This is a genomic window from Chryseobacterium sp. OV279 (assembly GCF_900128945.1).
Lineage (GTDB): Bacteria > Bacteroidota > Bacteroidia > Flavobacteriales > Weeksellaceae > Chryseobacterium.
Genome location: NZ_FQUD01000002.1, coordinates 65,538 through 85,834, shown reverse-complemented (window position 1 = coordinate 85,834; position 20,297 = coordinate 65,538). Strand labels below are relative to the sequence as shown.

The following is a 20,297-nucleotide window of genomic DNA, read 5'->3' as shown; positions in this document are numbered from 1 at the left end:
TTATGCTTGATTACAGTACATGAACTAGTTGGATTGGTTAACGATCATTGAGTTTCCGTTACCCATCTGAGTTCCTACATGAATATGAGAATCTCCACTTTGAGCTACCCAGGTAAAGTTATTGTTACCCATCTGAACATCAATCGCTGTATTGGAATCTCCTAACTGAACTTGGTACAATTGGTTAGCGTTTCCAATCTGAACACCTAAAGCAGTGTTGTCATCACCTACCTGAACTGAAGCAGCAATATTGTTGTTACCTCCCTGATCGTGTGTTGCACTGTTATCATTACCATCCTGATATTGCACTAAAAGATTATCGTTACCTACCTGAAGACCGCTTGCATCATTTCTTCTTCCAAGCTGAATCTGATAAGCATCATTTCCGTTACCTAACTGAATAGCAGAAGCATCATTTCTTCTTCCATCCTGATATTGTACTACTGCGTTTCCTACTCCCAGCTGTAAAGAAGAGGTTTCATTTCTTCTTCCGATCTGAGTCTGTTCTGTGGAGTTTAATGCTCCCAACTGCCAGGTTGTTGCAGAGTTTCTGTTTCCTGTCTGGCTTACATCATTGGTATTACCTATCCCGGCTTGGTCTACGTCTATTGAGTTTCTGTTTCCGATACTTTCAGCCGTATTAATATTCAGAACACCTACCTGATCGATATCTGCCGTATTACGGTTTCCATCCTGTGTTAAAGAGTTGATGTTTAAAAGCCCTGTCTGGCTAACAGTAGCAACGTTCAAGTTTCCAATCTGGGCAGTAAGATCAATGTTTGATTGTGCGAAGCTGAAACTCATGGCCATTAGTGTACATACACCTGTGATAAAGTTTTTCATTTTGGTAAAATTAATTGGTTAATAGTATGACAAAGGTATACGCTTAACCCAAGCGAGAAACCACTGCTAAAGTGTAAATTTTAAAAATCACTGTTTACCGTTCCGGTTGTAACTGTTTACCGTTTTCTCCTCGTAACGTGTTTCAGTTACGTAAAAATACGGTACGCTATCACCGTGATTTCCACATCAATATATAAAATAACTCTAATTTTATGAAATAAAAAAAATAATCATTTTCTCAACCCTGAATTTTTAAATCTTTGAATTTTTAAAATTTAAATCTTTCTGAATGGTTAATTAATGTTAACGCCTATTCTTTTCTTCAGTATATATTGCTAAATTTGAGCTATGGAAAGTTTTGGAAAAGATTTATTGAGAAAAATTACGAATGTAGAACTGCCCGGAATACATGCTCACGGGGTATTTTCACTGCCTTCCCGCCCGGTATTTACCTACGATGAAATACTGGCTAAAAACCCAAAATTTGCAGCGGTAAATATTGTATTATACCTCAAAGACAATGAGTGGTATTTCCCCCTGATCCAAAGAACCATCAACGAACATGACAGACACAGCGGACAAATCTCCTTACCTGGCGGAAAACGCGAGGAAATGGACAGAGACTTTGCTGAAACCGCAGTCCGTGAAACTTCCGAAGAGATCGGTATAGACAAGCATTACATCAGAGTGATCAGGGAAATGTCCCCGATCTACATCCCGCCAAGTAATTTTTACGTCTATCCCTATATTTCGTACACTAAAAAGAATCCGCTTTTCGTTCTTCAGCAGAGTGAGGCGGTAGAAACTATAGAATTTCCTATCACTTCTTTCTTAAGTCTTCCGGATAATCCGGAAATAATGGCGCTTCCGGGTGCTGCCGGGCATGAAGTTCCAGTCATTAATTTCAACGGATATATTATCTGGGGTGCTACAGCAATGATATTGAGCGAGTTTAGCCAGTTGCTGAAAAAAATGTAACTTTGCACTACCGTGTTTAATTGAGAGATGGCGAAGAAAAATATTTTCACCGATGCATTCGGAACACCTTATTTTTTAAAAAGGTTTATCATTTTTATTTTAGGAATTGTATCCTACAGAAGGTTCAACGGCTTTAATAAACTGAAGATAACCGGTACGGAACACCTTGTGGATCTTCCGGATTCCAACGTGCTTTTTGTATGTAACCATCAGACCTACTTTGCAGATGTAGCAGCAATGTATCATGCATTCTGTGCTGTAAACAACGGTTATCTGGATACGATTAAAAACCCGATCTATCTGCTTAACCCAAAGATCGATTTTTACTATGTAGCAGCAGAAGAAACCATGAATAAAGGGATTCTTCCGAAGATCTTCAAGATCGCCGGTGCTGTAACAGTAAAAAGAACCTGGAGAGCAGAGGGTAAAAACGTCAACAGAATGGTAGATCTTACCGAAGTTGATAATATTATGAAAGCTCTGGACAACGGCTGGGTAGCTACTTTCCCTCAGGGTACTACATCTGCTTTTGCACAGGGACGAAGAGGAACGGCCAAACTGGTTAAAAATCAGCGCCCGATCGTGATCCCTATCAAGATCAACGGTTTCAGAAGGGCATTTGACAAGAAAGGCCTCCGTGTAAAGGTAACAGGCGTAAAACCTACCATGGAATTCAAAGCACCTCTAGACATTGATTACGACAATGAAAAAGCGCCTGAAATTTTATTGAAGATCATGACTGCCATTGAGCAGACAGAAGATTTCAATGTACTCCACAATTATGATGAAGAACTTAAAGCTAAAAAATTAGAACAAAAGGATTCAAATAATTAAAGTAAGTAAAAAATTATGAACAAAATATTAGGGATCTTATTCGCGGTCATAGTATTAGTTTCGTGTAACAGTCAGAAAGTATATTCGGATTTTGATATCAGCTATTCCAAAAGCGGAGGGCTTGCTCCCGTGTATGAAAATCTGCTGATCAAAGGTAACAGTGCCCATTATTCTTTTGAAGGCCAAGGAAAAAAGCAAAAACAGGATTTCAAAATTTCAGATGAAGATCTGAAGAAACTGGATCAGGTGCTTTCCCAGAATAATTTCAGAAGAATACAGGAAGACAGAAAAAAACTGTATGACAATGTAAGCACTTCCATCAACATCAAGAAGGGCCAGAATGAAGGCAGCAAAACGGATGCAAGCATGATCATGCCGAACTTTACAACGAACTGGAACAATATTCTGAACGCTTTCCAGGAGATCATTAATAACAACGTAAAAAAACAGTAAATACAATTGAAAACCCACTTCATTGCCATCGGCGGAAGCGCCATGCATAATCTTGCTATTGCGTTAAAAGACAAAGGATATCAGGTGACAGGTTCGGATGATGCTATTTTTGAGCCTTCAAAATCCAGACTTGACCATAAAGGAATTTTGCCTACGGAAATGGGCTGGTTCCCGGAAAAGATCACGGCAGACATAGATGCAGTTATCCTTGGAATGCATGCCCATCAGGACAATCCTGAGCTGGCAAGAGCGAAAGAACTGGGTTTAAAGATTTACTCCTATCCTGAATTTCTTTACGAACAGTCTAAAAACAAAACAAGGGTCGTAATCGCCGGATCCCACGGAAAAACAACGATTACGTCGATGATCCTTCACGTCCTGAATTTCCACCAGAAAGATGTAGATTTTATGGTGGGCGCGCAGCTGGAAGGTTTCGACTGTATGGTAAAACTGACGCAGGACAACGACTTTATGGTACTGGAAGGCGATGAATACCTTTCCTCTCCTATCGATCTGCGTTCAAAATTCCTTCTGTACCAGCCGAATATTGCTTTAATGAGCGGTATTGCGTGGGATCACATTAATGTATTCAAAACGTTTGACGATTATATTGAACAGTTTAGAAAATTCGTGGCGAGTATTACTGCCGGCGGGGTTTTGGTGTACAATGAAGAAGATGCAGAAGTTGTAAAAGTAGTGGAAGCCGCTGAAAACTATTTCAGAAAAATTCCTTACAAAACGCCTGAATATGAGATCAGCAACGGAAAAGTTTATTTAAAGACTGAAATGGGCGATGTTCCTCTTTCTGTTTTTGGAGCTCACAACCTTCTGAATATGGAAGGAGCAAGACATATCTGCCGTCAGCTGGGAATCATGGATGAAGATTTCTACGAAGCGATCATGAGCTTTAAAGGAGCATCAAAACGTCTTGAAAAAGTAGAAAGAGAAGACAAGGGAACTTTATATAAAGATTTTGCCCACGCACCAAGCAAAGTAAAAGCAACGGTAAAGGCATTCCAGGAGCAGTTTAAAAAGGATAAGAAATACGGTTTCCTTGAACTGCATACGTATTCCAGCTTAAATCCTGTTTTTCTTGAACAGTACGACCACGCAATGGATGGTTTGGATGAAGCCATAGTTTTCTATTCCGAAGATGCTTTAAAGATCAAAAGAATGGAGCCTATTTCTCCGGAATTCATTAAGGAAAAATTCAAAAATGACAAACTGAGGGTATTCACCAATGCTGAAGATCTTCATGCGTATTGGGAAACTCTGGACAAAACAGACGGTGTTTTCCTGATGATGAGTTCAGGGAACTTCGGAGGTTTGGATCTGAGTAAGTAGATGTGACGATGAGTTGATATGATAATTTGATAATGAATAAATATTATTGAATTTCTCTATAAATAAAAAATCCTTTCATGCAGATGAAGGGATTTTATTTTTTATTTTATGTCAGTCTACCCGATTCAGAATTCTTTTTCTGCTGCTTCGGTAAGATTTTTCAAAATTTCTTCAGTAGAAAGACCGCTGTAATTATGAATAGACTGCCCTGCCCAGATACCTACAAAATCAGAATTGTGTAAAGTTTTTGAAACCCTGCGCAATTCATTCGTCAATTTATTCTGATAAGGATAAGGCATAATGTAATCTGAATTTTCCAGTGTTTCAATGAACTTATTTTTAATTCCTCTTGCATACCGCCCTGAAAAGCTTCTCGTCAGTATAATATCTTTTTCTATGGCATTTTTGAGCCGTTCTTTTTCAAACGGCTGTAAACTGCTCTCCTCCGATGCCAGCAGGACACTTCCTACCTGAAATCCCTGTGCTCCAAGCTCTCTGGCAGCTCTTAAAGTCTTCCCGTTGTAAATTCCTCCGGCATAGATCAGTGGGACTTTTACATGATCATAAACCTCAGAAAACAGGGACATTCCTCCAATCATCGGGATATGCTCAGCATCGAAAGTTCCTCTGTGTCCTCCGGCTTCAATTCCCTGGACGCAGATCATATCAATGCCCGATTTCTCCAGAATTAAGGCTTCTTCCAACGAAGTACAGGTTCCGATAAGAACCACTCCATTTTCTTTCAGTTTCTGTATGCTTTGATCATCCAGATTTCCGAAAGTAAAACTTAGTATTTTACAGCCTTCCCCAATAATGGCATCTACCTGTTCATGGTAGCTTTTTACTTTAATATCTTCAAGATCAGGAAGTGTAACCTCGATGTTATTTTCCTTCGCCAGCTGTGTAATGAATTGTTTGGCTTTGATAAATCTTTCTTTCAGACTGTCCGTAATTTCTGGAATGTTATGCACAAAAATATTGGCAGCAAAAGGTTGATCGGTCAGTTTTTTTGTTTCCCTGATGAGTTCAATAGATTTCTCAGGGGAAAGATCAGCCAATGCCAGCGACCCAAGAGCTCCGGCTTTTGCAGCAGCGGCAGTCATCTGTGGAGTACTGACTCCAAACATCGGAGCCTGAATGACAGGGTATTTTATATTGAATCTTTTATTGATGGTGTCTGGCCAGAACATAAGAATTATTTTATTTAAAATTTACGAAAAACTCACGAAATCCTTCTTTAAATGAGCATGATATCAGTCAAGTATTTTATCTCTTTGATAAAAAATAAATACAAAAACAGGATGTTTATCTTATCATTTTCCTGAGCTCTTTATAATGCTTTTTCGTTTCCGGATCAAGCTTTTCTATAGCATAAGAAAATGTAGCGGCGGGCATTGTTTCTGCATATTGATTAAGAAAATTGAGTAATCTTTTGGGATTTTTCTTTCCGGCTTCCCTGATCCAGCTTCCGACTGCTTTATTGACCAGTTCATGAGGATCATGAACAAGGATTTCAGCGATTTTAAAGGTATCTTCAGTATCATTTTTCCTAATAAAGGCGTGAGTGCTTACTATCGCTGTTCTTCTTTCCCATGGATTTTCAGATTCAGCCAGCTTGTAGAGAATAGTTCTAGGTTTGTCCATCAGATATTCACCGATGATATTCCGCGCTGCCCGGTCTACGAAATCCCAGTTATTCAAGCGGTCGTGGCGATTTAAATACAGATCAAAAAGCTCTTTTTTCCTTTCTTCAGACGTTTTTTTATTTCCGGCCTGGAAATCCATGATGCTCACCGCACCCATTCTCACTTCATAAAAATCATTATCCAAAAGTATATTGATTTCCTCCAGTGACATCGAAGAAAATTCTTTAGCCGTTGTGAAAACATCCCCAAATTTTACCCCGAAATGTTTTGTAACGCCATCATTTCCTTTGAAAAATTTTTGAACCTTATCAATTTCTTTCTCATTTCTGAATGTTGATAGCTTTTCTATGAATTGGGTTGCCGTCATAGTTTTTAGTTAAAATTAAAAAATATCCCGCAGATTAAACTGACGCCACATGATTCTATTAAAATCTGTATAATCCATTTGATCTGCGGGACAATTAATTTTGAGTTATGCGCTTAAATATCTGCTACAACATTTAGCATTTTTTCCTCCCATTCAGGATCTTTAGGATCGAAGAACAGTCTTTTTCCGGTATCTAAAGAACGAACCGTATTTATTTCATCTGCACTCAGTTCGAAATCAAAAACATTAAAGTTTTCTTCAATTCTGGATGGTGTCACCGATTTTGGAATAACCACAAATCCTTCCTGAAGGTGCCATCTTAAAATCACCTGAGCCACCGTTTTATTGTATTTCTCAGCGATTGCTTTTAATTCAGCGCTATTCAGAAGATCTGCATTTCCGTTTCCAAGCGGGCTCCACGGCTGTGTGATGATGTTATTTTCTCTGTTGTACACCTGAAGTTCTTTCTGCTGGAAAACCGGGTGAAGTTCAATTTGGTTGATCACCGGAGCAACTGTTGAATTGGCTTTTAATTCCTCTAGTTTTTCAACCGTAAAATTACATACCCCGATCGCTTTGATTTTCCCTTCACTGTATAATTCCTCCAAAGCTTTCCATGTTCCGATGAAATCTCCGTAAGGCCAGTGGATCAGATACAGGTCCAGATAATCCATCTGAAGTCTGTCCAGTGTTCTTTGAAACGCTTTTTTTGCCTGTTCGTAGCCATGATCCTGCACCCACACTTTTGAAGTGATAAACAGGTCATCTCTGCTCACACCGCTGTCTTTCACCGCCTTTCCTACTGCCGTTTCATTCTGGTAAATGGCTGCCGTATCGATCATTCTGTATCCAGTCTGTATCGCTTTTACTACCGCTCTTTCACATTCTTCCAGATTCTCCATCTGCCAAACTCCAAAGCCTAAGGCCGGAATATCCACCCCGTTATTTAAGGTCACTACAGGCTGCCCTGTATATGTTTTGTTTTGCATAATTTTTAAATTTCAATTTTAATATTAATGTATAGCCTAACAAATTTGCGACAAAAAATCGGGATTCTTACTTACCATTTTTACTGTTTTTAAAGTATTGGGAGACTGTTAACAGATATTTTTTGTTTTTAACTGTTCTGTATTCTTGTTCTTCAAAATCAACTCTCCTCAACGGAGTTCCCAATTTCTAACTTCTAATTTCTAACCTCTAACATCTAATTTTCCCTATTTTTGCAGCAAATCCAAACAATGTCACATTCAATCAGATTAGCACAGGCAGAAGATTATCCAAGAATTATGGAGATCTGGGAATCTGCTGTACTCGCGACCCACGATTTCCTTGCTGAAGAGGATTTCAATTATTTTAAAGAAGTTATTCCGAGAGATTATCTTCCTCATCTGCAAGTTTATTTACTGGTAGAAAATGATCAGGCAGAAGGTTTTGCTTCCGTAGCAGAAGGCAATCTGGAAATGCTTTTTATCCATAATGAGATGCGGGGAAAAGGATACGGCAAAAAGCTGTACGAGTTTATGAAAAAGACAACGGGTTTGACTAAAGTTGATGTCAATGAACAGAATCCCCAAGCCATACGATTTTATGAGAAAATGGGTTTCAAACAGATCGGGAGATCGGAAAAAGACGGTTCAGGAAAAGATTATCCTATTATCCATATGAGTCTTTAGAATGGAAAAATTTACACTTAGAAAAATAGATTCGGTTTCAGGTATTCCGTATGAGCTTTTGCTGCTTGCGGATGAAACAGTTGATGCTATTGATCAGTACATTTTTGATTCTGACATTTATCTTTTAGATGATGGTCTTCAGGATGTTGCTGTGATGGCCTTGTATCAAAACAGCATCACAGAACTGGAAATTAAAAATATGGCCGTTATTGAAAGCCACAGAAGCCAGGGAATCGGCGGTATTCTTATGGATCGGGCTAAAGTAATTGCGAAAGAAAGCAACTATACCACTTTAGTCGTAGGCACCTCAGATACAGGATTTCAGCAGATTAAATTCTATGAAAAGAACGGTTTTATAAAAATGGGAGTGCGTAAAAACTTTTTTCTAGAAAATTACCCACTCCCTATTTATGAAAACGGATTACAGCTGCGCGACATGATCCTTCTTGCTCATGACCTTTCTGAATAATCCTTTGATATGATCAATCTCTGATTGATAATTGGTTTTCTTCCTACAACCAAAATACAAAGTGTTTTCCAATTTTTTCTCACCTTCCCAGATCAGTTTAAGATCTCCGTTTTCTATTTCATTTTTACATAGAAAATCGGGAACCACCGCCAGTCCGGTTCCGCCTTTCAGACAACGGATGATTGAGTTTAAATTCGGAACAATATAATTCGGACGAAAGTTGGGTTTATGACCAAAATTCATAATCCAGAACTGAAAAAGATGTTCCATATCTCCCGTTGTTCCGTACCATTTTTCCTGCTTCAGCCATTCCTCGATATGTTCGGTTCCTTTCGTATGAACGACTTCCTGAAAACTTTCCGTATCTACATTTTTTCCACCTACCAGAATAATCTGTTCGGAAGAAAATGCTTCATGCTCAATATTGGGAGAAACTCCTTTTTTTGGGGTAATAATAAGATCCAAAATCCCCTTATCGAGCTGGTCCAGCATTTCCGGATACTGTCCGAAACTGATAATGAGGTTAAAAGGTAACGTAGAAACATACTGCTCCAGAGTGGTCTGAAATGTTTCAAAGCACATGCCCACACTGATCGTCGGCGTCAGTTTTTCCGTGGATTTCTGAAAATTCTTCTCCACATCTTCCAGCCTGCCAATCGGCTCAGAAACGGCATTGAATAAAACTTTTCCTCTTTCGGTAGGAATCATTTTCCTTCCGGTTCTGTCAAATAATTTATAGCCTACATAAGCTTCCAGTGAGCTTAAATGAAGACTTACTCCGGGCTGCGAAATAAACAGGGAATCTGCAGCACCCGTGAGTGTTCCGGTTTTGTATATCGCTTTAAAAGTGCGGTACCATTCTAGATTGACCATAACTTTAATCATTAATATTCTGATACAAAGTTATGCAATAATTATTATAATGATAAACCTGCCAATATTTCATCGAGTACACTCTGCATATCTTTTGCTGTATTTACGCCACTTTGATTGGTTATAATAAAAACGCCAAGATTATATTTTGGTATGATGTAGATAAAGCACTGTGCACGAAAAACACCGCCATGATGCTTATACAAAGTTCCCAATTTTTCATCCGTAATGACTCTCCACGCATATCCTGAACTGAACGTATCATCAATTTTAACCAAAGGCTTATGCGATTCTGCTATTTCAGGAGTATTTTTTAACTGATACTTTATGTATTCCGTCATGTCCGGAAGCGTTGTTTTTACGTTACCTGATGATCCCCAAAGTGATGGCATTAAATGAGGAGCTATGGCATTATAATCACAATGATATCCTACGGCCAGATGGGCTTCTTCTTTTTTTGATAAATTAATCTTCGTATGCTTCATTTGAAGGTTATCAGCAAAATATTCTTTCAATAAAACTTCAAAATTTTTATGATAGGCTTTTTCTAAAACAGCACTTAAAAGTTCAATACCGGCATTTGAATATGAAAATTTATGTCCCGGTACTGCATCCAGTTTTACAGTGTGCAGGTCTCTTAAAAAATCTTTTTGTTTATAGTTTTTCAAGATGTTATTGGTATTCTCAGGTGCTTTTTCATTCGTGAAATCATTCAGTACCGCATTCACTTCCAAAGGCAGCATTTTAGGCAAGCCACTTGTGTGAGTCACCAAATCCTTTATAAGAACGGGATGACCATTGAAAACCAGGTTAGGATAATCTTCAGATAAATATTTCTGAACAGGGTCTTCAAGCTTTAATTTTTTATCCAAAACAGCTTTCGCTACTAATGTTCCGGTTAAAGTTTTACTCAGGGAACCGATCTCATAGATGGTTTCATTATTCGGCAGGTTGGATTTTCCTTTTTCCAATTCACCATAATGCCCTATGTATTCCTGTCCCTGGTAAACAATTCCGATCGAGACATCGTTGATCACTGGTTTTTCAACCATCTTATTCACGGCATGATCAACTATTGATTTCAGATTGACGGTTTCTTTGATTGACTTTTGTCCTAAACAAAATACTGAGAGAAATGATACAGTAAAAAGAATCGTTTTTTTCATGGTTTCTACGCTTTAATTTGAATTTAATACGCTAATTGTTTTCATGATTCTATTTTGAAACAGTTCCGGCTCGTCCTTATGGATCTGATGTCCTGAGTTTTCAAATAAAAACAGATCTTTCTTAGGTGCTTTTACCTGCTCAAAATATTTTTTTGTAATGGCGGTAGACGTTTGGATATCGTTTTTCCCGACGAAAAAATAGATCGGACAGTTCACTTTCTTTAAAGTCTTCGGTAAATCTATTTTCATGACTTCATTCCAGGCTGGCGACCATGTTTTGGACCACTGAAGAAAACCTTTTTTGAAATCATCACTGGTGACATTCTTTTTACCGTCTTTATAAAAAAGCCATTTTCTAAGATAAAACAGATCTTCATCTATCGTAAACGGAATATGCACGCTCGCCAATTCTTTGCTGGCAACAGGATCTTCTTTAAAATGATTTTTCAGAATCGTAAGCAGTTCCTTTTCACTGGCCAGCTGACTGATCACAGGATTGACTGCAAAATAAGCATGCAGAAGTTCAGGATGATTTCTGACAATGTAAAAACCTAAAGCATTTCCCCATGAACTTCCCAGCAGGTATACTTTTTCCCGCTTGAGCTGCTTTCTAAGAAAATTGATCACTTCATAGGTGTCTTTCCCCATGAGCTCAACGGATGGCTGAACCGGAGAAGGGTTTAATGCCAGTGTTTTTCCGGCATCTCTCTGATCCCACTGAACAATGGTGAATTTATTTTTTAAAATATGAGTAAAAGAATCCGCATTTTTCATCATTGAACTTCCCGGGCCTCCTGATAAAAACAGAAGTATCGGCTTAGTGGAATCATCGGTTTTAATTTCGATGGCTTGTTTTATTCCTCCAATTTCGGGGGTGAGGATAGTGTCAACTTTTACGGCTTGTGCCAAACAAAATACTGATAACAATAAAAGAATAAGCAGGGCTGTTTTTTTCATGATTTCTAAATTTTAATAATCTGATGCAAAGATGAATCAGAAAATTTTCAGAAAGGTCCGGATAAAAAAAGTCGAACTGATTTTAACGGATAAAATGAGTTCGGCTTTCTATAAAACAACGTTCGACTATTTACAAAATGCTAAAAATCAATAATTTGAATTTAATTTGGAAAATATTTTAAAGCACCAAAGCTTTTTCATTTCTTAAAAAATCAGCATAATAATTCGGAATTCCGCTCTCTTCTATGGCGCGGACGGTTTCTTCAAGCGGGTAAGCGATCTGTATAATTTCCGGAATAATTTGTTCTTCGCTCATCGTTAAAACCAAGTAAGAAGCTAAACGGTTCTCTTCCTTGGAACGGCCTACAGAACCACAGTTTATGGCCCATTTATTATTTTCAAAAGATTTTTTAAACGACAAATGAGTATGCCCCATGACAACGGTATCGGATTGAGATTCCTTAAGCATAGCTGCAAAAACCTCATCATTCTCAGATTCATACAAATACGTATCATTGCTGGACAGACTTGAATGCACAAGCTGAATATTCCAATGCGTCTTCCCTACTTTATAGTTTAATTTTAAATGAAAAGGAAGTGTTGATAAAAACTGTTTATTCTCTTTCGTAATATGCTGTTTGGAGTGATCAATAGCAATGAATCTGGCCTCTGTTTCTTCCTTCGAATGTTTTGATAAAGGAACTACGGGAATATTGAAAGCAATTCTTTCATCATGATTCCCCATCAGGCAGGGAATGTTGAGATGCTTTATCTTTTCAGTGACTTCATTTCCCCACGGAGCAAAATCTACCAGATCTCCCAGACAGAATTTCTGCTGAATTCCTCTTTTCTCTATATCCTCCAACACCGCATTCAACGCAGGAAGATTTCCGTGCACATCACTAAAAACTGCAATCTGTATCATATCCATTCTATTAATCCTAACAAATTTACTGGACACGCGGGACAATGGAATCAATAAGCTGTATGACATTTCACATGAATGACAAAATTTAAACTATCAGTATTCTAATACTTAGATATAATTCATGCTATTTTTATTATACAACACCCCGAACTAACTTTGCATCATAAAATTTAAACAATCATAAAAAAATGAAAAAAGTATTGATCATTAACGGAGGACAGAATTTCGGACATTCCGGAGGAAAATATAACGATACCATTGCTCAGAATACTTTGGAAGTACTGGAGAAATTCGGAAATATAGAAGTAAAGACTACTCAGGTTTCAGAAGGTTTCGACAAGGATGAAGAGGTAAAGAAATTTGTATGGGCAGATTTTATCATCTACCATACTCCAATCTGGTGGTTCCAGCTTCCCAACGGTCTTAAAAAATATATTGATGATGTTTTCACCGCCGGACATGCCAAAGGAATTTACATGAGTGACGGAAGAAATGCTGAAAACCCGGAAATCAATTACGGAACAGGAGGAATGCTTGGCGGAAGAAAATATATGGCGACGACCAGCTGGAATGCTCCTGAAACAGCTTTTACGCTTCCCGGAGAATTCTTCAACGAAACAAGTGTAGATAATGGACCTTTATTTGGCTTCCATAGAATGAATGCCTTCGTTTCCTTAGAAAAAATGGAAAGTTTTCACTTCCATGATGTAGAGAAAAATGCCAATATAGAACGTGACATGAAGCTTTACAGAGAGCACCTTGAACAGGTTTTTGCACAGGAATTAAAACCACAGTTAGCTTAACATGAAAAGGATATTTATTACAGGAATTACCGGTTATATCGGTGGTACTGTTGCCAGAAAGTTATTAGACAAAAACTACAGTGTATCAGGACTTGTCCGTAATGAAGATTCGGCAGAAAAGCTGAAGCAATTGGGAATTGAACCCATTATAGGGAATATCCACGATGAAGCCGTTTTGGAAGCTGCAATTTCCCAGGCTGATGCCATTATCCACACGGCAGATTCTGCTGATGACGCCTATGCCGCGGACAGCATTATCAATACACTGGAAGGGACCGGCAAAACATTTATTTTCACTTCAGGTTCTGCCATTTTTGGAGGAAAAGAAAATGGGGAAAAAAGTGATTTTGTTTATACTGAAGACATTCCTTTACATCCAAGACTGGAAATGGCTTCAAGGGTATTGATCAACAACTATGTTCTTCAGTCTGCTAAAAAAGATATAAGAAGTATTGTGATTGTACCCACAATGGTTTACGGAGAAGGTCTGGGACTGAAAAAGGACAGCATACAGCTTCCGGCTTTGATCAGTTTCTCCAAAGAAAAAGGGTTTGGAACCTATTTTGGAAAAGGTGAAAACATATGGTCAAATCTCCATATTGAAGACCTGGCAGATTTGTATGTACTCGCATTGGAAAAGGCAAAATCAGGCGCTCTTTATTATGCAGAAAACGGATCTTCAACGATCAGAAATCTGGCAGAAAATATCAGCAGACAGTATAATTTACAACCCGCGCAATCTCTGAGTATACAGGAAGCCGTGAATACTTTTGGTCCGGCAGGCGGATATTTTGGATTTGCATCCAACAGCCTGTGTAATGCGGACAAAGCAAGAACAGAACTGGGCTGGAAGCCGCAATATCAATCTATTGAACAATTTATTTAGTTATGAAAATATATCTAACAGCAATAATCAAAGCAAAAGAAGAACACCGTACTGAAGTTCTGGACGTTCTTCAGAATATGGTCAAAGAAACCCGAAAAGAAGACGCGTGCGAACTGTACAGCCTTCACCAGGGAATCGAAGATAAAAACCAGTTTATATTCTACGAAATCTGGAAAAGCGATGAAGGACTGGCACAGCATAACCAGCAGCCATACATTCACGCTTTCGGAGCAATAGTAGATGAAAAATTACAGGAAAAACCACAAATTTATACTACCCATATTCTTTAAGATGAAAAAATTAGCATTTTTATTGGTAACCCTATTGACAATAGGATTTGTTCAGGCACAACATCAAAAAACTCAACGTATGAAAAAGAAAATTTTATTCGTCGTGACCAGTCATGATAAAAAAGGGGACACGGGAGAAGATACCGGATATTATCTGGGCGAAGTTTCTCATCCATGGGAAGTTCTGCACAAAGCAGGATATGAAATTGATTTTGTAAGCCCAAAAGGTGGAACGCCACCGGTAGACGGATTTGATTTAAAAGATTCTGTCAACAAAGAGTTCTGGGAAAACAAAGAATACAAAAATAAAATCGATCATTCTTTACAGCCTTCTCAGGTAAAACCGGACAATTACAGTGCTATCTTCTACGCAGGAGGTCACGGTGCGATGTGGGATTTCGCTGACAATACAGAATTAGCCGGTATTGCATCAAAAATTTATGAGAATGGCGGCATTGTAGCAGCAGTATGTCACGGTCCTTCTGGTTTGGTCAATATCAAACTGAACAACGGAAAGTATCTGGTAGACGGCAAAAAGATCAATGCTTTCACCAATGAGGAAGAAGCTGAAGTCAAATTAACCAATGTCGTTCCTTTTCTTCTGGAAGATAAACTGAAAGAAAGAGGCGCAGAATTTGAAAAATCAGGGCTTTGGGAAAACCATGTGGTGACAGACCAGAGAGTGATTACAGGACAAAATCCTCAGTCTGCAAAAAGTGTAGGTGAGGCGATTTTAAAGGAACTTAATCAATAATCAGTTTTTTAAACCACAAAAGTCACAAAAGTATTTTAACACTTAAGTTGTTTGAAGTTAAAATACTTTGTGAATAAGAAGATCACATAAGTTCTTTAAAAATCGGAGATTTTGATTCTCAATAATATACACAAACATCTGTGAAAATCTGTGAAATCCGTGGTCAAAAAATAACCACAAAAGAACTTAATCAATAATCTTTTTTTAAACCACAAAAGACACAAAAGTTTTTTCAACACTTAAGTTATTTGAAGTTGAAATCCTTTGTGAACTACAAGATCACATAAGTTCTTTAAAAATCAGAGATTTTGATTCTCAATAATATACATAAACATCTGTGAAAATCTGTGAAATCCGTGGTCAAAAAATAACCACAAAAGAACTTAATCAATAATCTTTTTTTAAACCACAAAAGTTGCAAAAGTTTTTTCAACACTTAATTTGTTTGAAGTTGAAATCCTTTGTGAACAGGAAGATTAAATAAGTTTTAAAAAAAATCAAAGATTTTTAGCAAGGGCCACGATGAGATTGCTTCGTCGCTGTGCTCCTCGCAATGACAGCGGTATTCAATTTTATCGCAGGTAAAATCCTGGCCTTAAAGCATTCGAATTAGAAAAAAAACTTGCGCCTTCGCGATCACCAACAAAATACTTTGCAGTTTAAAATTTAAATAAATAATCAAAAAAAATGGAATACAGAAAATTAGGAAATACGGAACTGGAACTGTCTGCAATTACTCACGGAGCCTTTGCTATCGGAGGAAATATGTGGGGCGGCAATGAAAAACAGGATTCCATCAATTCAATTCATGCTTCTTTGGATCACGGCGTAACTTCCATTGATACGGCACCTTTTTACGGTTTCGGACTCAGTGAGGAAATGATCGGGGAAGCCATTAAAGGAAAAGACCGTTCTAAAATTCAGTTATTAACCAAATTCGGTTTGGTATGGGACGGCAGCAATAACGGGAAAGGTGAATTTTTCTTCGATGCAGAAGATGAAGGCAAAACGCTTCCGGTTTACAAATATGCTTCAAAGGCCAATGTCATCAAAGAAGTGGAAGAAAGCTTAAAGAGACTGGGAACAGATTATATCGATCTTTTACAGCTTCACTGGCCGGACGGCACCACACCCATCTGCGAAACCATGGAGGCCATGGAACTTCTGATCCAGCAGGGAAAAGTGCTTGCAGCCGGAGTCAGTAATTATACCGTTCCACAAATGCAGGAAGCCAACAGAACACTGCATTTGGCGAGCAATCAGGTTTCATACAGCATGCTGAACCGTGCTATTGAAAGCGATCTTGTCCCGTATGCTCTGGAACACAATTCAGGAATCATCGTCTACAGTCCGATGGAAAGAGGTCTTTTGACCGGTAAATATTTCAAGGAGGATAAATTAAAGGACAATGACCACAGAAACAGTTATTTTTCACAGTTTGATTTAAGTAAAGTAAAAACTTTCTTAGACAAAATAGAACCTATTGCTCAGGAAAAAGGGGCTTCCCTTTCACAATTGGTATTAAGATGGACCACCTTGCAGCCGGCTATTACCGTAGTTTTGGCAGGAGCCAGAAATGCACAGCAAGCCATTGATAATGCCAAGGCAATGGAAATAAATCTTTCTCAGGATGAATTGAATTTCATCAATACAGCGCTAAGCGAAATTTAATCTTGTATCATCAGTAAACTTTCTCTTTGGGACGGTTTACTGATTTTCTCTCTTTTACACCCTATACAATAAAAAAAATGAAAAAGAATCTGATCAGAATGTTCGGGTTGGTCATTCTATTGGCCATCAGCAACATCGACATAAAAGCTCAAAACCTCAGTATTAACCCCAATGATAAATCCTGGTATCCATCTGTTTATGGAGCTAAAGATGAAATAGGAGCCGCCAATCTATTAACTGCAGAAGTAGTAAAACAGGCCGTAGGATTAGTAAAGCAGGGGAAAACACTTCCTTTAGCAGTTGCTATTGACAAAAATCTGCCGGCTTTCAGACACAGAAGTTTTAATCTGTATAATATCCAACCCGGTGAACAGGGCGGAAAGAGCATCGGTCCCAATAAATTCACCTTCAATGATGAACTTGTGAATGGATGGACAGGCGTTGGAACTCAGCTTAACGGCATCGGACACATCGGAATTGATAATATCTACTATAACGGAAATAAAGCAGTTGATTTTGTAACGGTAGAAGGTGTCAAGAAATTAGGCATAGAAAAAGTCCCTCCTTTCGTGACCCGCGGTGTGGTTTTAGATATGACCGCTCATTACGGAAAAGCTATCGTTCCGGGTGGTACAGAATTTACAACAGCAGATATTAAAGCCGTTTTAAAGAAACAGAACATTACCCTCAGAAAAGGAGATATTGTACTCTTCAATACCGGATGGTTGGAACTGATTGGTAAAGACAACCAAAAGTTTTTAGAAACAGAACCGGGGATCGGTATGGAGGCAGCGCAATGGCTTGCTGAGCAGGGAATCGTCGCTTTCGGAGGAGATACCTGGGCTTCAGAAGTGTATCCCAACCCAAAATCTAAAGAAGAATTCCCAATCAATCAGTTTATGCTGGCAAAAAAAGGAATTTACAATCTGGAACTGATCGACAGCCGTCCATTGGTGAAAGATAAAGTATGGGAGTTTTTATTTGTTCTGGGACAACCTTTATATGTAGGATCTACCCAAGTGAATATTAATCCCGTCGCTATTTATTAAACTTATTTCTTCTAATTTTTATAAAAAAAGAGCACTTCATCAACTGAAGCGCTCTTTTTTAGTCAATAACTCTAAACGGAAAACTATTTGGCAACAGGTAAGTGGGTACTTACAGCAATTCTGTTCCATGCATTGATGGTGACAATCGCCATAATGATTTGTGCAATCTTTGCATCATCAAAATACTGTTTGGCCTTTTGGAAAGTCTCTTCAGAAAGTCCGTTCTGGCTGATCAGAGTAATTTCTTCCGTCATCGCTAAAAGCACCTGTTCTTCTTCCGTGAAAAAGTCTTTGGCCTCTCTCCATCCTTCAAGAATGAAAATTCTCTGCGTGGTTTCTCCGTATTTAAGAGCATCTTTAGTGTGCATATCAAGGCAGAAAGCACATTTGTTGATCTGTGAAGCTCTGATTTTAATTAGTTCCTTTTGAATGTGGTTTAATGAAATCGTCTGAAGGTATCCTTCCAATCCCATCATTGCTTTGTAAGCAGCTGAATCTACTGTGGCAATATTTAATCTTGCGCTCATAATATTATTTATTTTTGTTGGTTAAATGATCTATACTAAAAGAATACTTTGGCTGAACAGCCAGTAAAAATGCTGCGGCACTTCCTACCCAGACCGAGTAATCCAAAGGAGCTTTAACACCTAATGCCATGGTCATGGACAAAGCAAAGACCAACAGAAGAAATCCCGCTCCGTAAGCTCCAATCCTGGTTTTCCAGCCTATAAGAAGCATCAGTGGAAAAAGTATTTCAAAAAATGTCGCGGTATAAGCTGAAAACGTACTTAAACCTTCGGGAAGAAAAAAAGTAAGTTTTCGGGTGTAAGTTTCAAAGTTCTCCCAGTTTCCCCAGGCTGAATTTTTGCCCCAGAAACCGAACCGGTCTGCCACTGCGGAAAGCATGGTTACAGAAATGGCAAGTCTTAAAAATAATTGTGGAAACTGAATGTTTTTGTCTGTCATGATATTGGCTTTTAATAACATGACAAATCTCCGACTTATAATTGGTAAAAATCTTAAACTGGTTTAAGAACGTAATTTCGCCCTGATTTCACTGAGATATTCCGGGGTAAGATTTAAAAAAGAAGCGATCAGATATTGAGGAATCCTCTGAATAAACCATGGATACAAAGTACTGAAATGCACGTACAGTTCTTCTCTTGACATTTCATATAGATAGCGGATTCTTCTCTCAGAAGCAGCATAAGCCCTTTGATAAATCATTCTGAAATACCTTTCCATAATCGGATGTTTCTGTAGTAAAAGTTCCTGCTGCTGAAGATCAATAACCAGAACCGTAGAACGCTCTACCGCCTGAATACAGAAATCTGATTTCATTTGCCTTTCATACGCGAAAGTATCCGTGATCCACCAGTTTTCTATAGCGAACTCGGTAGTTTGTTCTGCCCCTTTCTCATTCACAAAAAACTTTCTCAGACAGCCCACAGAAACAAAATACATCGATCTGCAGATCTCACCACTAAGCATCAGGCTCTGCTTTTTTTTCACTTCTATTTCCTGAAAAAAAGAAAATATAGAAGCGTATTCTTCATCGGTGACTGTAACAAATTTATTTAAATGCGCTTTGAAAGTATCCATCTTTGCAATTGAATACCCAAACTTAACTTTATTTTTTTAGTTTTACAATTACAAAATCGTAAATCATGGAACTCGTTGCTAAAATTCTCATCGCCATCGTTGCGCTGGAACATATTTATATCCTGTGGATGGAAATGTTCGCGTGGGAAACCAAAGGAAAGGAAGTATTTAAAGCGGCACTGCCGGCTGAAATGTTTAAACCGACAAAAGGACTGGCTGCCAATCAGGGCTTGTATAATGGTTTTCTTGCTGCAGGACTGATCTGGTCATTGCTGATTGAAGATCCGAAATGGCAAACCAACGTCTCTTTATTTTTCCTGAGCTGTGTGGCGATTGCCGGAATTTATGGAACTGTTACAGCGACCAAAAGAATATTTTTCGTACAGGCATTACCGGCAATACTGGCGATCATTGCCGTAGTTGTGAATCATTGTTTTCAGCTTATACAGAGATAATTTTTTAGATATATTGTAGGGGATCGTAAAGAGACGTATGATTTTTTCTAAGTTGTAAAAACGCAATGGCGCAAGATTTTTTTTAATTCGAATGTTTTAAGGCGCAAGGATTTTATCTCCGATAAAATTGAATACTTACAGTCATTGCGAGGAGCATAGCGACGAAGCAATCTCAGAAAAAAGACAGATTTGAGATTGCTTCACCTAAAGGTTCGCAATGACAAATAATTCCGCGCAGATCACGCTGATGACACAG

At 38.3% G+C, this 20,297-nt stretch carries 24 protein-coding genes; 13 read left to right on the top strand and 11 right to left on the bottom strand.

What is annotated here, in order from left to right:
- Window positions 1–24: 24 nt before the first annotated feature.
- Window positions 25–843, bottom strand: coding sequence for a hypothetical protein (locus tag BUA72_RS08395; RefSeq protein WP_072922584.1), 819 nt, complete (start codon window positions 841–843; stop codon window positions 25–27).
- A gap of 348 nt (window positions 844–1,191) precedes the next feature.
- Here BUA72_RS08395 and BUA72_RS08390 point away from each other — a divergent pair, with 348 nt between their 5' ends.
- The 4 genes from BUA72_RS08390 to BUA72_RS08375 are packed head-to-tail and all read left to right on the top strand — an operon-like array spanning window position 1,192 to window position 4,452.
- Complete coding sequence (locus BUA72_RS08390) at window positions 1,192–1,821, top strand: NUDIX hydrolase (protein ID WP_047455163.1); 630 nt, start codon at window positions 1,192–1,194, stop codon at window positions 1,819–1,821.
- Window positions 1,822–1,848: 27 nt separating this feature from the next.
- Complete coding sequence (locus BUA72_RS08385) at window positions 1,849–2,655, top strand: lysophospholipid acyltransferase family protein (RefSeq protein ID WP_047455161.1); 807 nt, start codon at window positions 1,849–1,851, stop codon at window positions 2,653–2,655.
- Between the two features lie 15 nt (window positions 2,656–2,670).
- Window positions 2,671–3,108: a hypothetical protein gene (locus BUA72_RS08380; protein WP_072922583.1), complete on the top strand. Its 438-nt coding sequence runs from the start codon at window positions 2,671–2,673 to the stop codon at window positions 3,106–3,108.
- A 6-nt stretch (window positions 3,109–3,114) separates the two neighbouring features.
- Window positions 3,115–4,452, top strand: a complete 1,338-nt coding sequence (locus tag BUA72_RS08375) for a UDP-N-acetylmuramate--L-alanine ligase (RefSeq protein WP_072922582.1) — start codon at window positions 3,115–3,117, stop codon at window positions 4,450–4,452.
- Between the two features lie 125 nt (window positions 4,453–4,577).
- Here BUA72_RS08375 and BUA72_RS08370 read toward each other — a convergent pair whose 3' ends face one another.
- The 3 genes from BUA72_RS08370 to BUA72_RS08360 all read right to left on the bottom strand — a co-directional run bounded on the left by BUA72_RS08370 (window position 4,578) and on the right by BUA72_RS08360 (window position 7,454).
- Entirely contained in the window at window positions 4,578–5,642 is a 1,065-nt protein-coding gene (locus tag BUA72_RS08370; protein ID WP_072922581.1) for an NAD(P)H-dependent flavin oxidoreductase, read from the bottom strand.
- A gap of 115 nt (window positions 5,643–5,757) precedes the next feature.
- Complete coding sequence (locus tag BUA72_RS08365) at window positions 5,758–6,465, bottom strand: DNA alkylation repair protein (RefSeq protein WP_072922580.1); 708 nt, start codon at window positions 6,463–6,465, stop codon at window positions 5,758–5,760.
- A 113-nt stretch (window positions 6,466–6,578) separates the two neighbouring features.
- Window positions 6,579–7,454, bottom strand: coding sequence for an aldo/keto reductase (locus BUA72_RS08360; RefSeq protein ID WP_072922579.1), 876 nt, complete (start codon window positions 7,452–7,454; stop codon window positions 6,579–6,581).
- Between the two features lie 249 nt (window positions 7,455–7,703).
- Here BUA72_RS08360 and BUA72_RS08355 point away from each other — a divergent pair, with 249 nt between their 5' ends.
- Window positions 7,704–8,138: a GNAT family N-acetyltransferase gene (locus BUA72_RS08355; protein WP_072922578.1), complete on the top strand. Its 435-nt coding sequence runs from the start codon at window positions 7,704–7,706 to the stop codon at window positions 8,136–8,138.
- A 1-nt stretch (window position 8,139) separates the two neighbouring features.
- Window positions 8,140–8,607: a GNAT family N-acetyltransferase gene (locus BUA72_RS08350; RefSeq protein WP_072922577.1), complete on the top strand. Its 468-nt coding sequence runs from the start codon at window positions 8,140–8,142 to the stop codon at window positions 8,605–8,607.
- Here BUA72_RS08350 and BUA72_RS08345 read toward each other — a convergent pair.
- The 4 genes from BUA72_RS08345 to BUA72_RS08330 all read right to left on the bottom strand — a co-directional run bounded on the left by BUA72_RS08345 (window position 8,560) and on the right by BUA72_RS08330 (window position 12,528).
- Window positions 8,560–9,480, bottom strand: coding sequence for a LysR family transcriptional regulator (locus BUA72_RS08345; RefSeq protein WP_072923137.1), 921 nt, complete (start codon window positions 9,478–9,480; stop codon window positions 8,560–8,562). The genes BUA72_RS08350 and BUA72_RS08345 overlap by 48 nt on opposite strands.
- Window positions 9,481–9,524: 44 nt before the next feature.
- Window positions 9,525–10,646, bottom strand: coding sequence for a serine hydrolase domain-containing protein (locus tag BUA72_RS08340; RefSeq protein ID WP_072922576.1), 1,122 nt, complete (start codon window positions 10,644–10,646; stop codon window positions 9,525–9,527).
- A gap of 12 nt (window positions 10,647–10,658) precedes the next feature.
- The gene (locus BUA72_RS08335) at window positions 10,659–11,603 is read right to left on the bottom strand and encodes an alpha/beta fold hydrolase (protein ID WP_083544159.1); all 945 of its coding nucleotides are present in this window, start codon (window positions 11,601–11,603) and stop codon (window positions 10,659–10,661) included.
- A 178-nt stretch (window positions 11,604–11,781) separates the two neighbouring features.
- Window positions 11,782–12,528: a metallophosphoesterase family protein gene (locus tag BUA72_RS08330; protein ID WP_072923136.1), complete on the bottom strand. Its 747-nt coding sequence runs from the start codon at window positions 12,526–12,528 to the stop codon at window positions 11,782–11,784.
- Window positions 12,529–12,719: 191 nt separating this feature from the next.
- Here BUA72_RS08330 and BUA72_RS08325 point away from each other — a divergent pair, with 191 nt between their 5' ends.
- The 6 genes from BUA72_RS08325 (at window position 12,720) to BUA72_RS08300 (ending at window position 17,984) form a co-directional block, all read left to right on the top strand.
- Complete coding sequence (locus tag BUA72_RS08325) at window positions 12,720–13,334, top strand: NAD(P)H-dependent oxidoreductase (protein ID WP_072922574.1); 615 nt, start codon at window positions 12,720–12,722, stop codon at window positions 13,332–13,334.
- A gap of 1 nt (window position 13,335) precedes the next feature.
- Complete coding sequence (locus BUA72_RS08320; RefSeq protein ID WP_072922573.1) at window positions 13,336–14,220, top strand: NAD-dependent epimerase/dehydratase family protein; 885 nt, start codon at window positions 13,336–13,338, stop codon at window positions 14,218–14,220.
- 2 nt (window positions 14,221–14,222) lie between these two features.
- Window positions 14,223–14,510, top strand: coding sequence for a putative quinol monooxygenase (locus BUA72_RS08315; RefSeq protein WP_072922572.1), 288 nt, complete (start codon window positions 14,223–14,225; stop codon window positions 14,508–14,510).
- Window positions 14,511–14,589: 79 nt separating this feature from the next.
- Window positions 14,590–15,264, top strand: coding sequence for a type 1 glutamine amidotransferase domain-containing protein (locus tag BUA72_RS08310; protein WP_072922571.1), 675 nt, complete (start codon window positions 14,590–14,592; stop codon window positions 15,262–15,264).
- Window positions 15,265–15,951: 687 nt separating this feature from the next.
- On the top strand, window positions 15,952–16,935 hold the full coding sequence (locus BUA72_RS08305) for an aldo/keto reductase (protein WP_047455132.1): 984 nt from the start codon (window positions 15,952–15,954) through the stop codon (window positions 16,933–16,935).
- Between the two features lie 77 nt (window positions 16,936–17,012).
- Entirely contained in the window at window positions 17,013–17,984 is a 972-nt protein-coding gene (locus BUA72_RS08300) for a cyclase family protein (RefSeq protein WP_083544158.1), read from the top strand.
- An 83-nt stretch (window positions 17,985–18,067) separates the two neighbouring features.
- Here BUA72_RS08300 and BUA72_RS08295 read toward each other — a convergent pair whose 3' ends face one another.
- From BUA72_RS08295 to BUA72_RS08285, 3 genes are all read right to left on the bottom strand, one after another.
- Complete coding sequence (locus BUA72_RS08295) at window positions 18,068–18,511, bottom strand: carboxymuconolactone decarboxylase family protein (RefSeq protein WP_047455128.1); 444 nt, start codon at window positions 18,509–18,511, stop codon at window positions 18,068–18,070.
- Window positions 18,512–18,515: 4 nt separating this feature from the next.
- Window positions 18,516–18,950, bottom strand: a complete 435-nt coding sequence (locus BUA72_RS08290) for a DoxX family protein (RefSeq protein WP_072923135.1) — start codon at window positions 18,948–18,950, stop codon at window positions 18,516–18,518.
- A 63-nt stretch (window positions 18,951–19,013) separates the two neighbouring features.
- Window positions 19,014–19,586, bottom strand: a complete 573-nt coding sequence (locus BUA72_RS08285) for a Crp/Fnr family transcriptional regulator (RefSeq protein ID WP_034728567.1) — start codon at window positions 19,584–19,586, stop codon at window positions 19,014–19,016.
- A gap of 65 nt (window positions 19,587–19,651) precedes the next feature.
- Here BUA72_RS08285 and BUA72_RS08280 point away from each other — a divergent pair, with 65 nt between their 5' ends.
- Window positions 19,652–20,041: a DUF1304 domain-containing protein gene (locus tag BUA72_RS08280; protein ID WP_072922570.1), complete on the top strand. Its 390-nt coding sequence runs from the start codon at window positions 19,652–19,654 to the stop codon at window positions 20,039–20,041.
- The last annotated feature ends 256 nt before the right edge of the window (window positions 20,042–20,297 follow it).

Excerpts from the sequence above, each read along its gene's own strand:
- BUA72_RS08395 (WP_072922584.1), bottom strand. The coding sequence starts at position 843 with ATGAAAAACTTTATCACAGGTGTATGTACACTAATGGCCATGAGTTTC.
- BUA72_RS08390 (WP_047455163.1), top strand. The coding sequence starts at position 1,192 with ATGGAAAGTTTTGGAAAAGATTTATTGAGAAAAATTACGAATGTAGAA.
- BUA72_RS08385 (WP_047455161.1), top strand. The coding sequence starts at position 1,849 with ATGGCGAAGAAAAATATTTTCACCGATGCATTCGGAACACCTTATTTT.
- BUA72_RS08380 (WP_072922583.1), top strand. The coding sequence starts at position 2,671 with ATGAACAAAATATTAGGGATCTTATTCGCGGTCATAGTATTAGTTTCG.
- BUA72_RS08370 (WP_072922581.1), bottom strand. The coding sequence starts at position 5,642 with ATGTTCTGGCCAGACACCATCAATAAAAGATTCAATATAAAATACCCT.
- BUA72_RS08365 (WP_072922580.1), bottom strand. The coding sequence starts at position 6,465 with ATGACGGCAACCCAATTCATAGAAAAGCTATCAACATTCAGAAATGAG.
- BUA72_RS08360 (WP_072922579.1), bottom strand. The coding sequence starts at position 7,454 with ATGCAAAACAAAACATATACAGGGCAGCCTGTAGTGACCTTAAATAAC.
- BUA72_RS08355 (WP_072922578.1), top strand. The coding sequence starts at position 7,704 with ATGTCACATTCAATCAGATTAGCACAGGCAGAAGATTATCCAAGAATT.
- BUA72_RS08350 (WP_072922577.1), top strand. The coding sequence starts at position 8,140 with ATGGAAAAATTTACACTTAGAAAAATAGATTCGGTTTCAGGTATTCCG.
- BUA72_RS08345 (WP_072923137.1), bottom strand. The coding sequence starts at position 9,480 with ATGGTCAATCTAGAATGGTACCGCACTTTTAAAGCGATATACAAAACC.
- BUA72_RS08340 (WP_072922576.1), bottom strand. The coding sequence starts at position 10,646 with ATGAAAAAAACGATTCTTTTTACTGTATCATTTCTCTCAGTATTTTGT.
- BUA72_RS08335 (WP_083544159.1), bottom strand. The coding sequence starts at position 11,603 with ATGAAAAAAACAGCCCTGCTTATTCTTTTATTGTTATCAGTATTTTGT.
- BUA72_RS08330 (WP_072923136.1), bottom strand. The coding sequence starts at position 12,528 with ATGATACAGATTGCAGTTTTTAGTGATGTGCACGGAAATCTTCCTGCG.
- BUA72_RS08325 (WP_072922574.1), top strand. The coding sequence starts at position 12,720 with ATGAAAAAAGTATTGATCATTAACGGAGGACAGAATTTCGGACATTCC.
- BUA72_RS08320 (WP_072922573.1), top strand. The coding sequence starts at position 13,336 with ATGAAAAGGATATTTATTACAGGAATTACCGGTTATATCGGTGGTACT.
- BUA72_RS08315 (WP_072922572.1), top strand. The coding sequence starts at position 14,223 with ATGAAAATATATCTAACAGCAATAATCAAAGCAAAAGAAGAACACCGT.
- BUA72_RS08310 (WP_072922571.1), top strand. The coding sequence starts at position 14,590 with ATGAAAAAGAAAATTTTATTCGTCGTGACCAGTCATGATAAAAAAGGG.
- BUA72_RS08305 (WP_047455132.1), top strand. The coding sequence starts at position 15,952 with ATGGAATACAGAAAATTAGGAAATACGGAACTGGAACTGTCTGCAATT.
- BUA72_RS08300 (WP_083544158.1), top strand. The coding sequence starts at position 17,013 with ATGAAAAAGAATCTGATCAGAATGTTCGGGTTGGTCATTCTATTGGCC.
- BUA72_RS08295 (WP_047455128.1), bottom strand. The coding sequence starts at position 18,511 with ATGAGCGCAAGATTAAATATTGCCACAGTAGATTCAGCTGCTTACAAA.
- BUA72_RS08290 (WP_072923135.1), bottom strand. The coding sequence starts at position 18,950 with ATGACAGACAAAAACATTCAGTTTCCACAATTATTTTTAAGACTTGCC.
- BUA72_RS08285 (WP_034728567.1), bottom strand. The coding sequence starts at position 19,586 with ATGGATACTTTCAAAGCGCATTTAAATAAATTTGTTACAGTCACCGAT.
- BUA72_RS08280 (WP_072922570.1), top strand. The coding sequence starts at position 19,652 with ATGGAACTCGTTGCTAAAATTCTCATCGCCATCGTTGCGCTGGAACAT.